The following is a 20,273-nucleotide window of genomic DNA, read 5'->3' as shown; positions in this document are numbered from 1 at the left end:
GTGATTTTCCAATGGCATAGAAAACACGAGGCGGGGCGGCGGTTCCCGGGTTGTCAACACTCTCGCCCGGCAAACTTTCTCGATTTCCCAAGAAACCGGCCGAAACCACCAGCCACCCTCTGCGTTGTCGGGCGCAATGTTCAAGGGTCGGGTTCTTGCTGGTTTACTACAAAAGGCACGTCATCGTGGTTCTGGCAGACAAGATCCTGACAGCAGAAGTGACCGAACAGGCCACCCGCGCCTTGCTGCCCACCAAGGTTTCCGCTTCCTATGAAGAAGGGCTCGACCTCGTGGTCGAGCGTGCCAAGGCGCTGGTTGATCTTTACACCTCGCCGGCGCCGCGCTGAGGTGCTCCAGGTAAAGCGGCGCGACCTTTGCGGCGCGGGGGCGTTATCCAACCTCCCACTCCGGAGGTCCGCATGACGAGCGTTGCTTATCTACCCATCAACGAGCCCAAGCCCGTCGCCCCAGATCTCTGGATCGTCGATAGTGGCCCCATGCATCTGGCCGGCATGCCCATTCCCCTGCGCATGACGGTGATCCGGCTTGGCAATGGGGAGCTGGTGCTCCATTCACCCACTCAGTTCAGCTTCGAGCTGCGCGCGCGGCTGGAGACGATCGGCCGCATCGGGCATCTGGTGGCACCAAACACCGTGCACTGGTCATTCATGAAGGAATGGCAGGAGCATTATCCCGGCGTCGTTTCGTGGGGTGCCCCGACGCTCAAGGAGCGGCCGGCGGTGCAAAAGGCCGATCTAAAGCTCGATCGGGTGCTGGAAGACGGGGCGCCTGGCGAATGGAATGGTGAGGTCGAAGTGGTGGTGGTGCGCGGCGGCGCCATTGCAGAAGCCGCCCTGTTCCACCGCCCCTCGCACAGCCTGGTGCTCACCGATCTGGTGGTCAATGTGGAGCCCGAAAAGCTGCCCCCGTTGATGAAGATCGGCGCCAAGCTGGTGGGTTCGGCCGCGCCCGACGGCAAAGCGCCGGTTTATGCCCGTGCCGCCTTCAAGGCCGGTGGTGCGGCGGCATCGGCGGCCGCGGCGCGGCTCGTCGCGCTGGATCCGGAACGGGTGATCTTTGCCCATGGCCGCTGGTTCGAGCAGAACGGCAGGCAGCAATTGCAGCAATCGCTACGCTGGCTGCTGCCCGCCTGACGCCTTAGCGCATGATGGTGCGGTCGGAGCCCACACGCGAGCGCCGTCGGGGCAAACCCCTCTCGCCCGAAGATGCCGGCTTCCGCCTGCTGCCCCTCGGGGGAAGTTGCTAGGATAGAGCCTAGGCTGCGCTCCACGAAAAACACATGCTCCACCGGCTGGTCAGGCTCGGCCAGAACCGCGCGCAGCGGCAGTTGAACCGGCTCGAGCATGGGCGCAATCACCGCAAACTCGGCGACCGGAAGCAGGGCGAGCAGACGGTTGAGGATGGTGGACTGCTGCAGTTTCATTGGCTCTTATCCTGGGTCAAGAGCAAACGACGTCTCTCAACCATTCACGCGCACTGACAGACGAACGGTTATCCCCTCCACCCCATGCGCCGCCCCTTCCCGTTGCGTACGCCAGCAGACAGTGGACGGCCCCTGCCGGGTGTTGACAGCCAGTGCCGCAAGGGGGGAATTGGGAGGGTCAAACAAGCCGGAGGAGCAAGGCATGAACCAGATCGATTTGCGCGAACGCGTGGCTGTGGTGACGGGCGGGGCGCAAGGGTTGGGCTTTGCCATTGCCCAGCGGCTGGTCGCCTCGGGCGCCCGCGTGTGGTTGTGGGACATCAACGGCGAGCTGCTGGAAGCGGCGCGCACCGCCCTTGGCGGCGCCACCTCGACCATCACCCTCAACATCACCGATTACGATGCCGTGGCCGCAGCGGTCGCCCAGGTCGAACAGGAAGCCGGCAGCCTCGATATCGTCGTGCATTCCGCCGGGATCGCCGGCAAGAACGCCCCGCTCGACGAATATGAACTCGATGAATGGCGCCGGGTGATCGATATCGATCTCAACGGGGCCTTTCACGTCAATCGCGCCGTGCTGCCGGGCATGAAGGCGCGCAATTACGGGCGCATCGTCAACATCGCGTCCATCGCCGGCAAGGAAGGCAACCCCAATGCCGCCGCCTACGCTGCCGCCAAGGCTGGCGTCATCGGCATGACCAAGGCCGTGGGCAAGGAAGTGGCCAAATACAATATCGCCGTTAATGCGATCACCCCCGCGACGGCCAAAACCCGCATCCTCGATGAACTCAAGCCCGAGTTCATCGATTACATGCTTAGCCGCATTCCGCGCGGCCGGTTCCTCGAGGTCGAGGAAGCCGCCAATATGGTGGCCTGGCTTGTGTCAGCGGAAAACAGTTTCACCACGGCGGCGGTGTTTGATCTGTCTGGTGGCCGCGCAACCTACTGAGCCACCCTTAAATCCGGAGGCAAGGAATGGCACAGGCGATGGCGGCAACCGAAGGCAGGAACCTGGGTGGGCGCCTCGGCTGGGCCGGCTTTGCCATCGGCTTCGGACTCGGCGGGTTCTTTGACGGCATCCTGCTGCATCAGGTGCTGCAATGGCACCATCTGCTGAGCGGGCTCGAACAGGCCCGCCAGGACCTGCGCGTGCTGGTGATGACCGACGGGCTGTTCCACCTCCTCATGTATATCGTGACCGCCATTGGCCTATGGCTGCTCTGGCGCTCGCGCCAGGCCTTTGCCGAACCGGGCGCCGACCGGCTACTGCTTGCCATGGCCCTCCTCGGCTTTGGCACCTGGCATATCATCGATGCCGTCCTGTCCCATTGGCTCTTGGGCATTCACCGCATCCGCATGGATGTGGACAATCCCCTGTTCTGGGACCTACTCTGGCTGGCAATCTTCGGCATCATTCCTTTTGTCGCCGGCCTCCTCCTGCGCCGCCGTCCCACCGGCGGGCGCCGGCTGATGAGCTCGCCCCTGGCGCTGGTCCTCGCCGTCGTCGTCGCCGCCCCCCTCGCCGCCCTTCCGGCGCCGGGTCAGGACAGCGTCATGGTGATGTTCCGCCCCGGCATCACCCCCGGAGAGGCGCTCACCGCCATCCAGCAATCAGGCGCCCGCCTCCTTTGGAGCGATCCCAACAACCAGCTCTGGGCCGTCGACCTCTCCCAGGGCGGCGACACCACCGCCCTCTACCAAAACGGCGCCCTCCTCGTCAGCAACTCCATCCTGCCCCTGGGATGCCTGGATTGGTTCCGGGTGTAGGCGGGCAATTGCACAGAACGAGGTGCTCACGCCTCCCCCTCCCCAGCCCTCCCACAAGAACGAGTCTCAAGGGTTACGCCTCCCCCCCCCTTGAGGGGAGGGGCCGGGGGTGGGGGTCCCTCAGCAACGCACCGCACCACCCCCTCCTCGACCCTGCCCTCAAGGGGGAGGGAGGCCTGACTGCCGGCATTAAGGCTGAAGAACAAAAGAGCTCCAGGCTTGAACCCCGGCCCAGCCGCAAACTCGAACCGTCCCCTCCCCCTTGAGGGGAGGGCTAGGGCGGGGGTGCAGGCGTCGCGGCGCGAGTGGAGTTTTGTGCGGAGCGCCCTAATTTTCCAGGGCTTAAGCAACCACTCGTGGACGGGCCAGAACCCCCACCCCATCCCTCCCCTCAAGGGGGAGGGTGTGCATCGGGGCTCTCGGTCTGGGGACGACATTGACGCTTTAGGGTCATTCCACGAGACCCATGCTCCGGGCTCGTACCTCCCCTCCCCCTTGAGGGGAGGGGCCGGGGGTGGGGGTCCATCAGTGATCACCAGAATCACCCCCTCCCCAGCCCTCCCCTCAAGGGGGAGGGAGGCCAGACTGCCGGCATGGAGGCTGAAGAACAAAAGAGCTCCAGGCTTGAACCCAGCCCCGCCACAAACGCGAACCGTCCCCTCCCCCTTGAGGGGAGGGCTAGGGTGGGGGTGCAGGCGTCGGAGCGCGAGTGGAGTTTTGTGCCAGGCGCTTGTTTTCCCGGGACTCAAGCAACCACCCACCTGGCTGGACAGGCCAGAACCCCCACCCCATCCCTCCCCTCAAGGGGGAGGGTGTGCATCGGGGCTCTCGGTCTGGGCACCACCCTCCCCCTTGAGGGGAGCGGCCGGGGGTGAGGGTCCATCAGTGATCACCAGAACCACCCCCTCCAGCCCTCCCCTCAGAAGGAGGGAGAGCCCACTCCTGCACGCGAGAAAAAACCTCAAAACCCGCTATTGAACCCGCGCAGATCCTCATAAAGTCGCCGATACTGCCCCAGGCGCGCAGCATGGTAATCCGCCATCCCCCGATCCGGCTCGAACACCCGGTCGAACCGCACCAGCCGGCGCACCACTTCGGCGAGCGGCGTGCTCGCATCCTGCGATTGCCCGGCCAAAATCGCGGCGCCAAGCGCTGCCGATTCCGGCGCCACGCAGCGCCGCAGAGGCGTGCCCAGCACATCGGCACGGATCTGGCACCAGAGGTCCGATTGGGCGCCGCCGCCGCCAATATTGATCACTGCGGGCTCCACGGCGCTCGATTGGCGCAGCGCATCAAAAGCCAGCCGCACCGCATAGGCCACACCTTCAAGCACGCCGCGCGCCATTTCGGGCGCGCCCGCACTCGGATCGAGCCGGGCAAAGACGCCCCTGGTTTGCCCGTCCCAGAGTGGCGCCCGTTCCCCCTGCAGATGCGGCAAAAACAGCGGCACCGTTCCTTTGGCACTCCCTGCCAGCGCCGCGGTGTCGGCCGGGCTGCGCCCCAGCACTCCGGCAAACCACCCCAGCGCCGCGCCGCCCATTTGCGTGGGCGCGGCATGCATGACGATCCCCTCATAGGGCGGAAACAGGATCACCCCCGGCGTCGGCACCACGGTTGCGGACACGATCCCGGCAATCTCGCTGGTGCCACTTTGATACATCGCATCGCCATTGCCCACGACCCCGACGCCGAACATGCCGCCCCAGGCATCCATGGCGCCCACGACCACCGGGGTGCCCGCACAGGGCAGCCCGGCCCGCACCCGTCCGGCTACGGTGGTAAAGCTCGCCAGCGGCGGCAGCTTGGCAGCGGCACCGGGCACGAGATCGAGCAGATCAGCGACATAGCCCTGCTCATTGACCATGCCCACGGCCGAAACGGGATCGCTCACCACGGCTCCAGTCAGCTGCAGCACGCAGAAATCCTTGGGCAGCAGCACATGCGCTGTCCGGGCATAAAGCGCGGGATCGACGCGCCGGACATAGGCCATGCGTGACAGAGCATGGCTGGCATCGATCGGCACCGGGCCCCCGAACCAGGCGAGCTTTTGCTCGGGCGTCACCTGCGCCTCGAGCGCGGCTGCATCGGGGGCGGTGCGCGTATCCTGCCAGGTGATCGCGGGCAGGAGCGGCTCTCCTGCGCCATCGACGAACACATGAGTGTTGACTTGGCTGCAGATGCCGATCGCCTGCAGCCCGCTCAAGTCATGTTCGGCGGCAAAGCGCTCGAGCGCGGCCAGCACGCCGGCCATCCAGTCGCGCGGGTCCTGCTCGGCATGGCCCGGCTGCGGGCGGTGGGTGGGGTGAGCCTGCGAAAAGGCGGCCAGCCGCTCGCCCCCTTCCCCGATCAGCACGGCCTTGGTGGCGGTTGTCCCCACATCCACGCCGATAAGTGTGCTTTTCGCCACGCGCCGGTCCTCAAAACTCTAGCCGATCTCTGGGCTCTCCCATATGGTGCCGGCTAGAAAAAGGAAACACGCGCGGGCCCTTGCGGCCCGCCGCATTGGGGGACACCAGCACATGACCATTACCCGGGCCACGACGCGGCGCCTGCTCGCCGGCACTGTTCTGCTTGCCGCCAGCCTTGGCGCGGGCGCTGCCCTCGCCCAATCCAAGATCGCGGTGATCACCCCCTATCTGGCCCAGCCCGGCACGCAGTTCTATGTGGAAGCCTTCGAGGCGGCCGCAGAAGGCAAGGATTGGGACGTCAATGTGATCGACACCGCTGGCGACGTCGCGGCCGTGATCAGCCGCATGGAAGACATGGTCAACCAGAACGTTGATGCCATCGTGCTCAATGTCGATCCGACCCAGGTGACCGCCGGTCTGCGCGCCGCCGAGGATGCCGGCATTCCGGTGATCGGCATGGATGCCGGCTCCGATCCGCTGCTCGTCACCAATGTCACGAGCAATGGCTATGCCATGGCCGCCGAAACCGCGGCCTATGTCGCCGACCGGATCGATGGCGAGGGCAATATCGTGATGTTCGTTTTCGAGGCCTTCCCGCCCGTCCAGGTGCGCGGCGTCGTGGCCGATGCGGTTTTTGGCAACTTCCCCGATATCACCGTGCTCGATCGCGTCACCCCCGATGTGTCCGATGGCGGCATTGCCGATTCGCGCGCCAAGATGGAAGCCATCCTTGCGGCCAATCCCGAGCCGGGCAGCATCAAGGCGGTCTGGGCCGCCTGGGACCAGCCGGCGCTCGGCGCGCTGCAGGCCATCGAGGCGGCCGGCCGCGAAGGTGAGGGCATTGTCGTGACCGGGATCGATGCCAATCCCCAGGCGCGCGACGCCATCCGCGCCGGCGGCAATTTGGAAGCCACCGTCGCCCAGGATTTTGCCGGCATCGGCACCGCTGCCGCTGACGCCGTCGAACGTGTGCTGGCGGGCGAAGAGATCGTCCAGGGCGTCATCTATGTGCCCTCCAAGCTCATCACCTCGGCCAATGTGGGCGAGGAATAAACGCTGAGCCATCCCCTGCCCGGCGACCCAGCGCCGCCGGTTCCCTCCTCTTCGCCCTTGCTGCGGCTGCGCGGCGTCGCCAAGGCCTATGGCGGCGTGCCCGCCCTGCGCGGTGTCGATCTCGATCTCAACGCCGGGGAAATCCATGCGCTGATGGGCGAGAACGGGGCGGGCAAATCCACCCTGATCAAGATCCTCGCCGGCGTCGTTGCCCCCGACACCGCCGAGATCGTGCTCGACGGCGTCCCGATCCGCATCGGCAGCCCGCGCGAAGCCTATCGGCTCGGCTTTCGTTTCATCCACCAGGAATTCAATGTCGTTCCGGCGCTGTCGGTGGCGGAAAACATCTTTCTGGGGCGCCCCTATCCGCGCCGCGCCGGTGCCTTTGTGGATTGGCGACGCCTGAACCAGGCCGCAAGCGAAACCCTCGCGCTCCTCGGTATCACCCATCTCGATCCCGCCACCCCGCTCGGGCGCCTGTCGCTGGGCGACCAGATGCTGGTGCGCATCTCCGCCGCCTTTATCGGCGAGGCCGACGCCCCGGCCCGCCTTTACGTGCTCGACGAGCCCACCGCCGCCCTCAGCCGTGGCGAATCCGAGCGCCTCTTCACCGTGCTGCGCCAGCTGCGCGCCCGGGGCGCTGCCGTGCTCTATGTGTCGCACCGGCTCGATGAGGTCATGGCCATCTGCGACATGGCCACGGTGATCCGCGACGGGCGCAGCATCGATACCGGCCGCATCGCCGATATCACCCATGATGACCTGGTCTCCCTGATGATCGGCCGCCGCGTCGAAGAGGCCTATCCGCCGCGCACCACCGCCCCCGGGGAAGCCGTGGTGCTCGCCGCCGAGGCGCTCACCCCGCGCGGCGGCAAGGCGCTGAGCTTTGCCGTCCATGCCGGGGAAGTGCTGGGGATCGCCGGCATCGCCAATGCCGGCCAGCGCGAATTGCTGCGCACCCTGTTTGGCGATCTTGCCGCCAGCGGCGGCACCATGACCCTCGATGGCGCCCCTTATCGCCCGCGCAGCCCGGCCGATGCCTGGCGTGCCGGCGTCAGCTATATCCCGCGCGAGCGCCGCTCCGAAGGCCTCGTCCTCAGCCGCCCCATTTTCGAGAACACCACCCTGCCCCATCTGGCCGACCATAGCCGCTGGGGCACTTTCCTCACACCCCGCCACGAGATGGCGCTGGCCGCCCAACAGGGGGAACTGGTACGCCTCAAAGCCGCTGGCCCCCGGCAGCGGGCGCAGGAGCTCAGCGGCGGCAACCAGCAGAAGGTCATTTTTGCCAAGGCGCTGGTCGGCAACCCGCGCCTCCTGCTGCTCGACGAGCCCACAAGGGGCGTCGATGTCGGCGCCAAGTTCGACGTCTATGCCATCATCCGCGCCATGACCGCGCGCGGCATGGGCGTGGTGCTGGTCTCCTCCGATCTGCCTGAGCTTTTGGGCATGGCCGACCGCATCGCCGTGATGCGCGAGGGCGCCATCAGCGACATCCTCCCCGCCTCAGCGCTCGACGAGGAAAAGCTGCTCAATCTTTGCTACGGCCGCGCCACAGGATAATTCGATGCTCACCCTCCTTCGCCGCTATGGCACCCTCCTTGGCTTCGCGCTGATCCTCGTCACCTTCTGGGTGCTGCTGCCGGACACCTTCATGACTGCCCGCAACTGGCTCAACATCAGCCAGCAGATGAGCATGCTGATCGTGGTCGCCGCCGGCATGACTGTTGTCATGGTGATGGGCGATTTCGACCTCAGCGTCGGCTCGATGGCGAGCCTCGCCGGCATTGTGGTCGCCATTCTGTTCACCTTTGGCGTGCCGATCTGGGCCGCCGTTGGCATTGGCCTCCTCGTCGGCGTCGTGGGCGGCGCGATCAATGGCGCGCTGATCGCCTATGTCGGCATCCTGCCCTTTGTCGCGACCCTTGCCACCCTCACTATGCTGTCGGGCGCCGCTTTCGTGGTCAGCGGCGGCAAGACCATTTCGGGCCGGGCGATCCCTGCGGAGTTCGGCGATTTCGCGCGCGGCGGGCTCCCCTTGGGCGAATGGGGCGGCGTTGCCATTGCCATCCCGAACCTGACGCTCCTCGCCATCGCCGTGGCCGCGCTCGCCTGGGTCCTCCTCGAGCAAACCACTTTCGGCCGCCGGCTTTACGCCATGGGCGGCAATATGGAGGCGGCCCATCTCAGCGGCGTGGCCGTGCGCAAGCTCAAGCTCATCGCCTTCGCCCTCACTGGCGGCTCGGCGGCCATGGCGGGGATCATGTATGCCAGCCGCGTCGCCTCCGCCAACCCTACCCAGGGCAGCGGGCTCATGCTCAACGCCATTGCGGCGGTGTTTCTGGGCTCCACGCTCTCCGAACAGGGCGAGCCGCGCCTGCTCTACACCATCGTCGGCGTGCTGATCCTGGGCATTCTCGACAACGGCCTCACCCAGCTCAGCGTGGATAGCTATGTCCGGCAAATCCTTGTCGGTGGCATTATTCTCCTAGCCGTTTCAGCCAGTTCGCTCAGCCGGCGCGTGCGACGCTGAACCGGCGCAGCGGGCCCAGCGCGCAAAAGTCCTTGCTGGCGCTGCCCGGAGGCTTTACGCGCAAGCTACAAACCTTGAATTTGACGGAGTCTGCATGAGCAAGCGCATTTTGGTCACGGGTGGCGCCGGGTTCATCGGCTCGCATCTCTGCGCAAAACTGCTCGACGAAGGCAATGAAGTGCTGTGCGTCGACAATCTCTTCACCGGCCGGCGCCGCAACATCGAAGCCCTGCTCGACAACAAGCGCTTCGAGTTCATGCGCCACGACGTGACCTTCCCCCTTTATGTGGAAGTGGACCAGATCTACAACCTGGCCTGTCCCGCTTCGCCGGTGCACTACCAGTTCGATCCGGTCCAGACCACCAAGACCAGCGTCATGGGCGCCATCAACATGCTCGGGCTCGCCAAGCGCCTGCGCGTGCCGGTGCTGCAGGCCTCGACCTCGGAGGTCTATGGCGATCCGGAAGTGCATCCCCAGCACGAAGGCTATTGGGGTCATGTGAACCCGATCGGCCCGCGCTCCTGCTATGACGAAGGCAAGCGCTGCGCCGAAACCCTGTTCTTTGATTATCACCGCCAGCACGATGTGCAGATCAAGGTGATCCGCATCTTCAACACCTATGGCCCCAACATGCACCCGGCCGATGGTCGCGTCGTGTCCAACTTCATCGTCCAGGCGCTGCAGGGCAAGCCGATCACCGTTTACGGCACCGGCAACCAGACCCGCTCATTCTGCTATGTCAGCGACCTCGTGGACGCCATGCACCGCATGATGAATACCGGACCGGAAGTCACCGGCCCGATCAATACCGGCAATCCGGTGGAGTTCACCATTGGCCAACTGGCCGAGCTTGTGGTGGAGCTGACCAATTCCGGCTCCAAGGTGGTGTACACCGATCTGCCGGTGGATGATCCCAAGCAGCGCAAGCCCGATATCAGCAAGGCACGCGACGTGCTGGGCTGGGAGCCGAATGTAGCGCTGCGCGAGGGTCTGGAAAAGACCATCGCGTTTTTCCGCGACACCATCGAGCAGCAGCCACTGGCCGCCGAATAGGCCCGTGCGGGCGCCCTTAGGGGCGCCCGACGCTCGCATAGCGGAAGCCGGCCGCTTCCACTTCCTTGCCGCGATAGACATTGCGCAGGTCCACAAGAGTATGGGCGTTCATCGCCCCCTTGAGCCGCTCGAGATCGAGCGAGCGGAACTCGCTCCACTCCGTCACCAGCACCAGGCACTCGGCGCCGTCTGCCGCGTCATAGGCATCGCGCGCATAATGGATGTCGGGCATCATCGCCTTGGCCGCGTCCATGCCCTCGGGGTCATAGGCGCGGATCTTGGCGCCCGCATCGAGCAGTGACTGCACGATGGAGAGCGATGGCGCATCGCGCATGTCGTCGGTATTGGGCTTGAAGGTCAGGCCCAGCACCGCCACGGTCTTGCCGCGCACTTCCCCACCCATGGCCGCGATTACCTTGCGCCCCATGGCGCGCTTGCGCCCGTCATTGATGGCGATGGTGGTTTCCACCAGCCGCAAGGGCGCCTCGTGGTCCTGGCCGGACTTGGCGAGGGCCGACGTGTCCTTGGGAAAGCACGAGCCACCATAGCCCGGTCCGGCATGGAGAAACTTGGTGCCGATGCGGTTGTCGAGCCCCATGCCGCGCGCGACGTCCTGCACATTGGCGCCGACCTTTTCGCAGAGATCGGCCATCTCGTTGATGAAGGTGATCTTCATCGCCAGAAACGCATTGGCGGCGTATTTGATCAGCTCGGAGGTGCGCCGACCCGTGAACATCAGCGGCCCCTGGTTGAGGTAAAGCGGGCGATAAACCTCGGTCATCGGCTCGCGGGCCCGCTCGTCCTCGATGCCGATGACGATGCGGTCAGGCAGCTTGAAATCATGGATCGCCGCCCCTTCACGCAAGAACTCGGGGTTGGACACCACCACGACATCCGCATTTGGATTGGTCTCGCGGATAATGCGCTCGACCTCGTCGCCCGTACCCACCGGCACGGTGGATTTGGTGACAACGACGGTAAAGTCCGTCACCGCCTCGGCGATGGAAGCGGCTGCGGCATAGACATAGGAGAGGTCGGCATGACCGTCGCCATTGCGCGCCGGCGTTCCCACCGCAATGAACACCACATCCGCATCCCTGACCGCTTCGGCGAGGTCCGTCGTAAACAGCAGGCGCCCGGCGGCGGCATTATCCACCACCAACTGGTCGAGACCGGGTTCGAAAATCGGGATTTCCCCGCGCTTGAGCGCTTCGATCTTGGTTTCGTTCAGATCAACGCAGGTCACCGTATGGCCGAAATCGGCAAAGCACGCGCCGCTGACCAACCCCACATAACCGGTTCCCACAACAGCAATATGCATCAACAATCCCCACGCAACAGTGAGGGATCACTTAGCAGAGCCAGAGTACCGGTAGAAGTGTCGCTGTTTGCGGGCGGGCTATGCCGTAGTTTCGCCGTTTGGGCGGGAACCGAATGGGATCCCAGTCGGGCTAAAAGAACAGCTGCAGCACGGCCCAAAAGCCAATGATGCAAAGCGCCAGCACGATCCAGCTCAGGGCCACAAAGCCAAGCACGATCCAGCCTCGCGCAATGGGCAACCGCTCTCGTTTGCTCAGGGCTTGCGTCGTCATGCCCGGTTCTCCGGCCGTTTCGGACGGCGGCTTGGCTAGGGCATGAGGATCCGGCTTAATCATTAAACTTGCGTTAACCCCCGCTGCGGCTGACTTGGTGCAGGTGCTGAGAACAAAGTGCCAATTGGGCATGGCCTCGGCGTGCGCGCCACCAAAACCCGGCTGAAACGGTTGGCTAAACAGTGCCGGTCCGAGAAGCGCGCGCGGCTTGTTTCGTTACTTAGGTAATTCTATCAAGATACGCGAAGACCCGCAACATTGCCGCCCCGGGCTGACCGGCACGATTGGGCTCAAGCCGGATCGACATAATAGCCGCCATAATGGGCTTCATAGCGCGAGCGCGGCACCTCCTCTCCGTTGAGCACGACCAGTACGGGCGCACCGGGCCGCACCGCTTCATCGAGCGCGGCGAGCCCCTTCTTGGCATCAGTCTGTGGCGTGCTCGCCCAGCGCACCACAAAGATCGCCGCCGTGGCAAAGCGCGCCAGATAAAGCCCGTCCACCACCGGGGCGAGCGGGGGCGAATCGATCACCACGACCTCGAAGGACTCCGCTGCCGCCTCGATTAACCGCCGGAAGCCGCCCCCCGCTACCAGCTGGTCCGTCGGAATATCGCTGCGCCGGGCGCCCATCAGCACGGTTAACTCAGTGTGCGGGTCTTTGCGGATCAGCGAAGCAATGCTGAGGCTTTCGCTCTTGTCAGCCAGGAAGTCGAGCAATCCCTCGGATGGCTCCAAGTCAAGCGCCTTGTGGATACTGGGCTTTCTCAGATCCCCGTCAATCAAGAGGGTCAAGCGCCCCGCCAGCGCATAGGAGCGCGCCAGCGCTAGGGCGGCAATGGTCTTGCCTTCGTCGGGGAGCGTGGAGGTTACCACCACAATCTCGCTGGTGCCGGGTTTGGTGTTGCCGGCGAACTGGTCGATCGAGCCCTGGATGCGGCGCACCGCTTCCGAGAACGCCGACAATGGCGCATGGACCAGTGCATCGGCCGGCACCGTGATGCCCCGGCGCCCCGGCTTGTGCATTGGGAGTGCCGCCGCTACGCGGTGGCGCAGCACCGCCTCGGCTTGCTGCTCGGAGGTGAAGCCGCCAAGAAAATTCTCGTAAAGAAAGGCGCAGCCGACGCCGAGCCCCAGCCCCGCAAATGCCGCAAGAAACAAAGTTGTCCCCGGGTTGGGAAAGCTGGGGCGGGTCGGCTCAAGTGCGGGCGACACGATACGGCTATCGGCGACCTGCAGCGACGCCTGTGCATCCAAATCCTGGACGCGCGCCAGCAGCATTTCGTATTGGCGTCGTGCCAGTGCCGCCCCTTGCTGGAGTTCATACATGCCCGTGACCACGTCGGCGGGCAATTGGGTGCCTAGCACATTCTGGCGCATCTGCTGGCGCAGCACCTGTTCGCGGCCCTCGGCCCGGGTCATCTGGGTGCGCAGTGTGCCAAGCGCTGCGGTCGCGGTTTGCTGCAGGCGGCCTTCCACGTCATCGAGTTGCGAGCGCATTTGCGGGAAGGCGGGTGACTCCGGCGCCGTCGTGGCGAGCGAGGCGCTGATCTCCACCCTTTCGCGCTCCAGATCGCGCAACGCATCCGAGCCCAGCAGCTCCGCGCTGCCCTGCCAATCGGCCAAAGCTACCTGCCGGGACAGCTGATCCGCCAGGCCCGCTTGCTGGCTCCGCTCCGCCTGCAATTGGTCGATCTGCGCACGCAACTGTGCAATTGTGCTTCCCGCGCCCTCGGCATCGATCCGGATAAGGTTGTCGTCAATGAACTGGTCGAACGCACCCTCACTGGCAAGGATGGCAGCCCGCCCCTGGTTGATGCGCTCCTGCAGCACGTCGCGCGACACAAGCGTGCTGTCGATCTTGCCGCGCACCTGCTGCTCGATATAGGCCTCGGCCACCGCATTGGCGAGTTGCGCCGCAGCGGCGGGATCGCTCGAGCGCGCCTCGACGGCAATGAGATAGGTCAGGCCCCGCCGCTCCGCACTCACCGCCGCGCGCAGCGTGTTGAGCACCTCGCCTTGCACCTCGCGCCCCTCCGGGACGGGCGGCCCTAGGCGCAGAAAGGCCATGATGCTGTCCCGCAGCCCCAGACCCGGCGCAAATTGCGGATCGGCGAGCAAATTCTCGTCCTCGATCACCTGCAGCAGCACCCGGTCGGAGCGCACCAGCTCCACTTCGCTTTCCACCCGCGCATTGTCACTGCTGGCCGTGGCCGACTGATTTTGCGGGTTCAGCAGATCCTTGCTCGCCGGATCCACCTGTACCAGCGCGCTCGCCGTATAAACCGGCTGCAGCAAGAGGCTCACCAGCACCGCCCCACCCGCAACGAGGGCTGCGATCAGGAGGATCAGCCGCGTTTGCCGCCGCAGCAGCCCCACAATGGCACGCACATCGATGGGGGCGTCCTCGGCCGGCACTCCCTGGCTGAACATGGTCATGCGCGCTTCCCCCAGCGGCGCGCCTTGCCCGTGCGCGCCCGCGCCGAAGGCACAAGCTCCAGCACGGGCCCATAGTGCCTTATGGGTTTGGCCTTACAAGCCTTTTCTGCGTTCTCGGAGGCGCAATTCAAGCAGACTGTTGTAGCCGCCTCCGGCCCCTCGCTCGGGCTGGTTACCGCGGCCCGTGGTCACCCACCTGCAAGCCAATGGCTATCACGACTGAACATACAACAGCGGCGGACCACTCGGATCAGCCCCCATTGTTCCGGCCAAGTCCTTGTTACATCAGAGCCCGGTCCAGGTGCGTATAGCCGCCATCCACGAATAGCCACTGGCCCGTCGTGTGGCTTGCCCTCGGCGACAAGAGGAACACCACCGTGTCGGCGATCTCCTCGGCCGTGGTCATGCGCTTGCCCAGGGGAATGCGCTCGGTGATCTCCTTGAGCCGCGCCTCTGGATCGGCCGCCGACTGGATCCAGTTGGCATACATGGGCGTCATCACCTCGGCGGGGATCACGGCATTGACCCGGATGCCGTCATTGCGCAGCGATGCCGCCCATTCGCGCGTGAGGGAAAGCTGCGCCCCCTTAGCCGCGGTATAGCCGCTGTTATTGCCCTGCCCCGTCAGCGCGGTCTTGGAGGAAATGTTGACGATCGCGCCCTTGGTCTGGCGCAGCGCAGCAAGGCAATGATGGGCCAGCGTATAGTAGTGCGTAAGGTTCTTTTCGAGCGAAGCCCGGAATGCGTCGGGCCCTGCTTCAAGCCCTACGCCATCATTGAGCCCGGCATTGTTGACCAGCCCGTCGATGCGGCCATAGCTCTTGAGCGTTTCGGCAACGGCGGCCGCGCAGGCCGCCTCGTCGCTCAGCTCGAACTTGATCAGCCGCGATCGGGGCGAGAGCGCTAGCAGATGATCGCGAAAGTCCTCGGCAAGCTCGCTGCGCGCGAAGATCACGGGAATGGCCCCTTCGGCGGCAAGGCCGAGGGTGATGGCCCCCCCAATGCCGGCCCCGCCCCCGGTGACGATGAAGACCTTGTCTTTGAGCTGCAGATCCATGCTCAGTTCCTGAACTGATAGGTTTGAAGGGAAGCGGGCTTCATCTCGATGGAAAAACCCGGTGCCGTGGGCGGCATATAGGCGGCGTTCTCGATGACGCAGGGATCGAGGAAATGCTCATGCAGATGATCGACATATTCGATCACCCGCCCCTCCTTGGTGCCCGACACGACGAGGTAATCGATCATGGAGAGGTGCTGCACATATTCGCAGAGACCCACCCCCCCGGCATGCGGCCACACCGGCAGGTCGTATTTGGCCGCCATCAGCAGGACGGCCAGAACCTCATTGAGCCCGCCAATGCGGCAGGCATCGATCTGGACGATGTCGATGGCACCGTCCTTGATGAACTGCTTGAACATGATGCGGTTCTGGCACATCTCGCCGGTCGCCACCTTGACCGGGAAGACCCCCTCGCGAATCGCCTTGTGCCCTGAAACATCATCGGGGCTCGTGGGCTCCTCAATGAAATAGGGCTTGAAGCGTGAGAGGGCATTGACCCACTCGATGGCTTCGCCGACTTCCCACACCTGGTTGGCATCGATCATCAGGAAGCGGTCAGGTCCCATTATCGAGCGCACGATTTCGAGGCGGCGGATATCGTCGTCACGGTCGCGCCCGACCTTCATCTTGATGTGGTTGAAGCCTTGCTCGACCGCCTCGGTGGCGAGGCGCGTCAGCTTTTCGTTGGAATAGCCCAGCCAGCCAGCGCTGGTGGTGTAGCACTGATAGCCCTCGGCCCGCAGGGTCGCCATGCGCTCCGCCTTGCCCGCTTCCGCCTTGCGGAAGATCGCCAGGGCCTCTTCGGGCGTGACGGCATCGGTGAGATAGCGGAAGTCGATGATCGAGACGAGCTCTTCGGGGCTCATCTCGCCCACAAGCTGCCACACCGGCTTGCCGGCCTCCTTGGCGAGCAGGTCCCAGACAGCGTTGACCACTGCGCCGGTCGCCAGATGCATGGCGCCCTTGTCGGGGCCGATCCAGCGCAGCTGGCTGTCGCCGGTCACATGCCGCCAGAAGCGGCCGGGATTCTCGCGGATCCAATCAAGCTCGAGCCCCAGGACACGTGAACGCAGGGCCTCGATGGCGGCGCAGACAACTTCATTGCCCCGCCCGATGGTGAAGGTCAGGCCATGGCCGGCCAGCTCCTGGGCGTCGGTTTCGAGGATCACATAGGCGGCCGAGTAATCGGGATCAGGGTTCATCGCGTCCGAGCCGTCCAGTTGCTCGGAGGTTGGAAAACGCAGGTCCAGCACCTGCAGATTGACTATCTTGGTCACGAAAAACTCCGAAGGAAGGCGCTTGGCCGAAGATCCATGCCGGAGGCAAAGCGCCCCCGGCAGGTAGGTGCAGGGTCTTGGCCCCTAGTTGTAGAGCACCGCGGCGATCTCGGGATCGTTCATGTTGCTGGCGTCATAAAAGAAGAAGCCGGTGTCGATCACCTCGGGCAGCTCGCCGCCATCGAGCGCCGTCACCGCCGCCTTGACGGTTTCGTAGCCGATGCCGACCGGGTTTTGTGTGATAGCGCCGGCCATCAGCCCGCTTTCAACCATCCCCTTCTGGGCCGCGCCTGAGTCAAAGCCGATCACCACGACCTGGCTGCCCAATTCCTGCTTGCCATTGGCAACACCGATCGCCGAGCCTTCATTGGTGCCGAAGATGCCCTTGAGGTCCGGATTGGCGAGGAGGATCGACTTGGTGATCTCGGTCGATTGCAGCTGGTCGCCGCCGCCATACTGAACCGACACGATCTCGATATCGGGATAGGCTTCGGCGATGCGGTTGACGAACCCATCGCGCCGATCAATGCCGGTGCGGCTGGTCTGGTCATGGGCGACAACGGCGATCTTGCCGGAGCCACCGATCAGCTCGGCCATCTTGTCGGCTGCAAGCGCTGCGGCAGCGACGTTGTCGGTGGTTGCGGTGGTCAGCGGGATGTCGCTGTCGACGCCCGAGTCAAAGGCGATCACCGGGATGCCGGCATCCTTGGCCTGCTGCAGCAGGGGCGTTGCCGCCTGGCTGTCGAGCGCCGCAAAGCCGATCGCAGCGGGATTGCGCGACAGGGCGGCTGCCAGCATGTCGATCTGACGATCGACCTGGGTTTCATTGTCCGGACCTTCAAAGGTCACCGTTACGCCAAATTCTGCACCGGCCTTGTCGGCGCCGGCCTTCACCGCCTGCCAGAACTGGTGCTGAAAGCCCTTGGAGATCAGCGCGATCTCGCGCGTTTCCTGCGCAGAGCTGGCGCCGCCGGAAACCAAGAGAGCAAGGGCGCTGATGGCCGCAAGCAGGGTACGTCTGGTCGTCATGTTTTTTCCTCCCGGAGGGAACTGGTTATGTATGCAGCCAGAGGCGTTGCTCGCCTTCTTGGTGTTGGCGCCGCGGCGCGATCGCTTGCTCGGCGCCTATAATTTGCGGCGCCGCAGGATATCGGCGTAAACGGCGAGAATGATGATGAGCCCGGTGACGACGGTCTGCCATTCCTGCGCGACCGAAAGGATGCGCAGGCCATTGGCGAGCACCGAGATGATCAGCGCACCGATCAGGGTGCCCAGCACGGTGCCCCGCCCGCCGCTGAGCGAAGTGCCCCCAATCACCACCGCCGCAATGGCATCGAGCTCATAGCCCTGCCCCAGTGCCGGCTGGGCCGAGTTGAGGCGCGAAGCGATGAGCAGACCGGCGATGCCCACGACACTGCCGGCAAGGGCGTAAACGCCGATCTTCCAGCGATCGACATTGACGCCGGACAGGCGCACCGCTTCCTCGTTGGAGCCCAGCGCAAAGGTATAGCGCCCGAGCGCGGTCTTGCTCAGCACAAAGCTGATGACGATGGCGACAAGGAACAGGATCAGCACGCCATTGGGCACCGGCAGCGCCGGGATCACCGAGCCGATCAGCGAGCCCTGCGCGATCTGGGTGAAGCCGGGCGTGTTGTTGAAATAGATCGGCTTGGTGCCAGAAATCACCAGCGACAAACCCTTGAGGATCAGCATCATGCCCAGGGTCGCGATAAAGGGCGGCACTTTGAGCTTGGCGATGATCGTACCCGAGATCAGCCCGCTCGCGGTGCCCGCCAGGATGGCACCGACCACCCCGATGGGTAGCGGCAGGCCAAGATTGGTGAGGAGCACACCGGCGATCACCGCGCAAAAAGTCATCAGCGTACCCACCGACAGATCGATGCCGCCGGTGATGATGACGATGGTGGCAGCAATGGCGAGCACGCCATTGACCGAGGTCGCCTGCAGGATCGCCAGCACATTGGCGGTTTGGAGGAAATTGGGTGAGGCAAGGCTGAACACGACGAGAAGCGCGATCAGACCGGAGAAAGCCAGCAGCTTGTGGTAGGCGCCCGATGAGCGGATGCCCGCAAGCAGGGCTGGCCGGTCGGCAGTGCCAATTGTGCTCATGATGCAGCCTTTCGCTCGAGTTCATCTGCACCTACGGCACTGGGCCGCAGCGTTGCCAAACGCATGATATCCTGCTGCGGGGCACCCGGGGGTAGAAAACCGGTTAGGCGCCCCTCGCACATCACCGCAATGCGGTGGCTGAGGCGCAGCACTTCGGGCAGTTCCGAGGAGATGACGATGATCGCACGCCCTTGCGCCGCGAGAGCATTGAGCAGCTTGTAGATCTCGGACTTGGCCCCGATGTCGATGCCGCGCGTTGGCTCGTCAAAGATCAGGATGGGGCAATCGCGCAGCAGCCATTTGGCGATAACCACCTTTTGCTGGTTGCCCCCCGACAAGAGCCGCGCTTCCTGGGTATCGGACGGCGTCTTGATGGCGAGCTGCTTGATATAACCCTGCGCCGTCTGGCGCATCGCGCCGTCCCGAAGCACACCCGCAGCGCCCGTGAAGCGCTTCAAGGTCGCCAGCGCGATGTTGTTGCGCACGTCCATTCCCGTAGCGAGGCCGAAATGCTTGCGGTCTTCCGAAAGGTAACCGATGCCGGCGCGCACCGCATCCTGGGGGGAGCGGATACGGACCGGCTTGCCATCGACAAGAATCTCGCCCGCCTCGATCGGGTCGGCGCCGAAAATGGCGCGGGCCACCTCCGTGCGCCCGGCCCCCATCAGCCCGGCAAAGCCGAGGATCTCGCCCTTGCGCACGGAAAAGCTCACATCGCGGATTTCGCGGCCACGGGTAAGATTGCGCACTTCGAGCGCCACCGGCGCTGCCTGCGTATCGGGCACCACCGCCGTTTCGTTGCTGAGAGTACGGCCGACCATCATCTGGATGATGGTTTCGATCGGCGTTTCGGCCGCCGGGACCGTGCCGACATATTCGCCATCACGCATCACGGTGACGCGGTCGGCAATGCGCTTGAGCTCGTCCATCTTGTGGGAGATGTAGACGATCCCCACCCCTTCAGCCTTCAGCCGCCCGATGATGGTGAAAAGCTCGTTGATCTCGGCGTCGTTCAAGGCGGCGGTCGGCTCGTCCATGATGAGAACGCGCGAGCGATAGGACAGCGCCTTGGCGATTTCGACCATCTGCTGCTTGGCGATGGTGAGGCTTTCCACCGGCACGCGCGGATCGAGCGCCAGGTTCATGGAGCGGAAAATGGCCTCGGCCTGCCGGTTGAGCGCGCTTTCATCGAGCAGCAGCCCGCGGCGCGGTTCGCGGCCAATAAAGATGTTCTGCGCCGCGGTCAGGTCCCGCATCAGCGCCAGTTCCTGATGGATGATGCTGATGCCCAGCGCCTGTGCTTCGCGCGGGCTGCCAATGCTGGCGGACTGGCCATCGACGAGGATGGTCCCTGCATCGGCGCTGTAAACGCCGGAAAGGATCTTCATCAGCGTCGACTTGCCGGCGCCGTTTTCTCCCATCAGCGCATGCACTTCTCCCGAGAGGAGTTCGAACTGAGCCCCCTTGAGCGCCCGTACGCCCGGGAACGACTTGTCGATCCCGGTCATGGCCACAAG

Annotated in this window: 18 protein-coding genes; 9 read left to right on the top strand and 9 right to left on the bottom strand. The window is 64.5% G+C overall.

The genetic code is table 11. The features are described 5' to 3' along the window. The first annotated feature begins 155 nt into the window (after positions 1 to 155). The 5 genes from ELX51_RS04810 to ELX51_RS04790 all read left to right on the top strand — a co-directional run bounded on the left by ELX51_RS04810 (position 156) and on the right by ELX51_RS04790 (position 3,211). The gene (locus ELX51_RS04810) at positions 156 to 347 is read left to right on the top strand and encodes a hypothetical protein (RefSeq protein ID WP_127752452.1); all 192 of its coding nucleotides are present in this window, start codon (positions 156 to 158) and stop codon (positions 345 to 347) included. A 72-nt stretch (positions 348 to 419) separates the two neighbouring features. Beyond that, on the top strand, positions 420 to 1,154 hold the full coding sequence (locus ELX51_RS04805) for a DUF4336 domain-containing protein (protein WP_127752451.1): 735 nt from the start codon (positions 420 to 422) through the stop codon (positions 1,152 to 1,154). 146 nt (positions 1,155 to 1,300) lie between these two features. Beyond that, positions 1,301 to 1,501, top strand: coding sequence for a hypothetical protein (locus ELX51_RS04800; protein ID WP_127752450.1), 201 nt, complete (start codon positions 1,301 to 1,303; stop codon positions 1,499 to 1,501). 145 nt (positions 1,502 to 1,646) lie between these two features. Further along, positions 1,647 to 2,393, top strand: coding sequence for an SDR family NAD(P)-dependent oxidoreductase (locus ELX51_RS04795; protein WP_127752449.1), 747 nt, complete (start codon positions 1,647 to 1,649; stop codon positions 2,391 to 2,393). 26 nt (positions 2,394 to 2,419) lie between these two features. Then, positions 2,420 to 3,211, top strand: a complete 792-nt coding sequence (locus tag ELX51_RS04790; protein ID WP_127752448.1) for a DUF2243 domain-containing protein — start codon at positions 2,420 to 2,422, stop codon at positions 3,209 to 3,211. A 961-nt stretch (positions 3,212 to 4,172) separates the two neighbouring features. On the opposite strand, the gene ELX51_RS04785 is transcribed toward ELX51_RS04790, so the two are convergent. Then, entirely contained in the window at positions 4,173 to 5,618 is a 1,446-nt protein-coding gene (locus ELX51_RS04785; protein WP_127752447.1) for an FGGY family carbohydrate kinase, read from the bottom strand. A 112-nt stretch (positions 5,619 to 5,730) separates the two neighbouring features. On the opposite strand from ELX51_RS04785, the gene ELX51_RS04780 reads away from it, so the two are divergent. The 4 genes from ELX51_RS04780 to ELX51_RS04765 all read left to right on the top strand — a co-directional run bounded on the left by ELX51_RS04780 (position 5,731) and on the right by ELX51_RS04765 (position 10,259). Beyond that, the gene (locus ELX51_RS04780) at positions 5,731 to 6,672 is read left to right on the top strand and encodes a substrate-binding domain-containing protein (protein ID WP_127752446.1); all 942 of its coding nucleotides are present in this window, start codon (positions 5,731 to 5,733) and stop codon (positions 6,670 to 6,672) included. Positions 6,673 to 6,729: 57 nt separating this feature from the next. Then, positions 6,730 to 8,235: a sugar ABC transporter ATP-binding protein gene (locus ELX51_RS04775; RefSeq protein ID WP_127752445.1), complete on the top strand. Its 1,506-nt coding sequence runs from the start codon at positions 6,730 to 6,732 to the stop codon at positions 8,233 to 8,235. A 4-nt stretch (positions 8,236 to 8,239) separates the two neighbouring features. Next, entirely contained in the window at positions 8,240 to 9,205 is a 966-nt protein-coding gene (locus tag ELX51_RS04770) for an ABC transporter permease (protein ID WP_127752444.1), read from the top strand. Between the two features lie 94 nt (positions 9,206 to 9,299). Next, positions 9,300 to 10,259, top strand: a complete 960-nt coding sequence (locus ELX51_RS04765) for a UDP-glucuronic acid decarboxylase family protein (protein ID WP_127752443.1) — start codon at positions 9,300 to 9,302, stop codon at positions 10,257 to 10,259. Positions 10,260 to 10,275: 16 nt separating this feature from the next. Here ELX51_RS04765 and ELX51_RS04760 read toward each other — a convergent pair whose 3' ends face one another. The 8 genes from ELX51_RS04760 to ELX51_RS04730 all read right to left on the bottom strand — a co-directional run bounded on the left by ELX51_RS04760 (position 10,276) and on the right by ELX51_RS04730 (position 20,264). Continuing rightward, complete coding sequence (locus tag ELX51_RS04760; RefSeq protein WP_127752442.1) at positions 10,276 to 11,580, bottom strand: UDP-glucose/GDP-mannose dehydrogenase family protein; 1,305 nt, start codon at positions 11,578 to 11,580, stop codon at positions 10,276 to 10,278. A gap of 130 nt (positions 11,581 to 11,710) precedes the next feature. After that, positions 11,711 to 11,851: a hypothetical protein gene (locus tag ELX51_RS19960; protein ID WP_164854759.1), complete on the bottom strand. Its 141-nt coding sequence runs from the start codon at positions 11,849 to 11,851 to the stop codon at positions 11,711 to 11,713. Positions 11,852 to 12,141: 290 nt separating this feature from the next. Next, a complete protein-coding gene (locus tag ELX51_RS04755; RefSeq protein ID WP_127752441.1) occupies positions 12,142 to 14,289 on the bottom strand; it encodes a Wzz/FepE/Etk N-terminal domain-containing protein in 2,148 nt (715 codons plus the stop codon). 280 nt (positions 14,290 to 14,569) lie between these two features. Next, positions 14,570 to 15,346, bottom strand: a complete 777-nt coding sequence (locus tag ELX51_RS04750) for an SDR family oxidoreductase (RefSeq protein ID WP_127752440.1) — start codon at positions 15,344 to 15,346, stop codon at positions 14,570 to 14,572. A 2-nt stretch (positions 15,347 to 15,348) separates the two neighbouring features. Then, positions 15,349 to 16,626, bottom strand: coding sequence for an L-fuconate dehydratase (locus tag ELX51_RS04745; protein WP_127752439.1), 1,278 nt, complete (start codon positions 16,624 to 16,626; stop codon positions 15,349 to 15,351). 84 nt (positions 16,627 to 16,710) lie between these two features. Next, positions 16,711 to 17,655, bottom strand: a complete 945-nt coding sequence (locus tag ELX51_RS04740; protein WP_127752438.1) for an ABC transporter substrate-binding protein — start codon at positions 17,653 to 17,655, stop codon at positions 16,711 to 16,713. A gap of 96 nt (positions 17,656 to 17,751) precedes the next feature. Next, positions 17,752 to 18,756 carry an ABC transporter permease gene (locus ELX51_RS04735; protein WP_127752437.1) on the bottom strand — a complete coding sequence of 335 codons (1,005 nt, stop codon included), beginning with the start codon at positions 18,754 to 18,756 and terminating at the stop codon, positions 17,752 to 17,754. Further along, the gene (locus ELX51_RS04730; RefSeq protein WP_127755177.1) at positions 18,753 to 20,264 is read right to left on the bottom strand and encodes a sugar ABC transporter ATP-binding protein; all 1,512 of its coding nucleotides are present in this window, start codon (positions 20,262 to 20,264) and stop codon (positions 18,753 to 18,755) included. Before ELX51_RS04730 ends, ELX51_RS04735 begins: the two co-directional genes overlap by 4 nt. Positions 20,265 to 20,273: the final 9 nt, after the last annotated feature.

The organism is Devosia sp. 1566 (assembly GCF_004005995.1).
GTDB lineage: Bacteria > Pseudomonadota > Alphaproteobacteria > Rhizobiales > Devosiaceae > Devosia.
Note: the sequence above shows the minus strand (reverse complement) of the source record. Positions and strands in the feature narration are given on the sequence as shown.

Coding starts and splice junctions, on each gene's coding strand:
- ELX51_RS04805 (WP_127752451.1), top strand. CDS start 420: ATGACGAGCGTTGCTTATCTACCCATCAACGAGCCCAAGCCCGTCGCC.
- ELX51_RS04800 (WP_127752450.1), top strand. CDS start 1,301: ATGCTCCACCGGCTGGTCAGGCTCGGCCAGAACCGCGCGCAGCGGCAG.
- ELX51_RS04795 (WP_127752449.1), top strand. CDS start 1,647: ATGAACCAGATCGATTTGCGCGAACGCGTGGCTGTGGTGACGGGCGGG.
- ELX51_RS04790 (WP_127752448.1), top strand. CDS start 2,420: ATGGCACAGGCGATGGCGGCAACCGAAGGCAGGAACCTGGGTGGGCGC.
- ELX51_RS04780 (WP_127752446.1), top strand. CDS start 5,731: ATGACCATTACCCGGGCCACGACGCGGCGCCTGCTCGCCGGCACTGTT.
- ELX51_RS04770 (WP_127752444.1), top strand. CDS start 8,240: ATGCTCACCCTCCTTCGCCGCTATGGCACCCTCCTTGGCTTCGCGCTG.
- ELX51_RS04765 (WP_127752443.1), top strand. CDS start 9,300: ATGAGCAAGCGCATTTTGGTCACGGGTGGCGCCGGGTTCATCGGCTCG.
- ELX51_RS04760 (WP_127752442.1), bottom strand. CDS start 11,580: ATGCATATTGCTGTTGTGGGAACCGGTTATGTGGGGTTGGTCAGCGGC.
- ELX51_RS19960 (WP_164854759.1), bottom strand. CDS start 11,851: ATGACGACGCAAGCCCTGAGCAAACGAGAGCGGTTGCCCATTGCGCGA.
- ELX51_RS04755 (WP_127752441.1), bottom strand. CDS start 14,289: ATGACCATGTTCAGCCAGGGAGTGCCGGCCGAGGACGCCCCCATCGAT.
- ELX51_RS04750 (WP_127752440.1), bottom strand. CDS start 15,346: ATGGATCTGCAGCTCAAAGACAAGGTCTTCATCGTCACCGGGGGCGGG.
- ELX51_RS04740 (WP_127752438.1), bottom strand. CDS start 17,655: ATGACGACCAGACGTACCCTGCTTGCGGCCATCAGCGCCCTTGCTCTC.
- ELX51_RS04735 (WP_127752437.1), bottom strand. CDS start 18,756: ATGAGCACAATTGGCACTGCCGACCGGCCAGCCCTGCTTGCGGGCATC.
- ELX51_RS04730 (WP_127755177.1), bottom strand. CDS start 20,264: ATGACCGGGATCGACAAGTCGTTCCCGGGCGTACGGGCGCTCAAGGGG.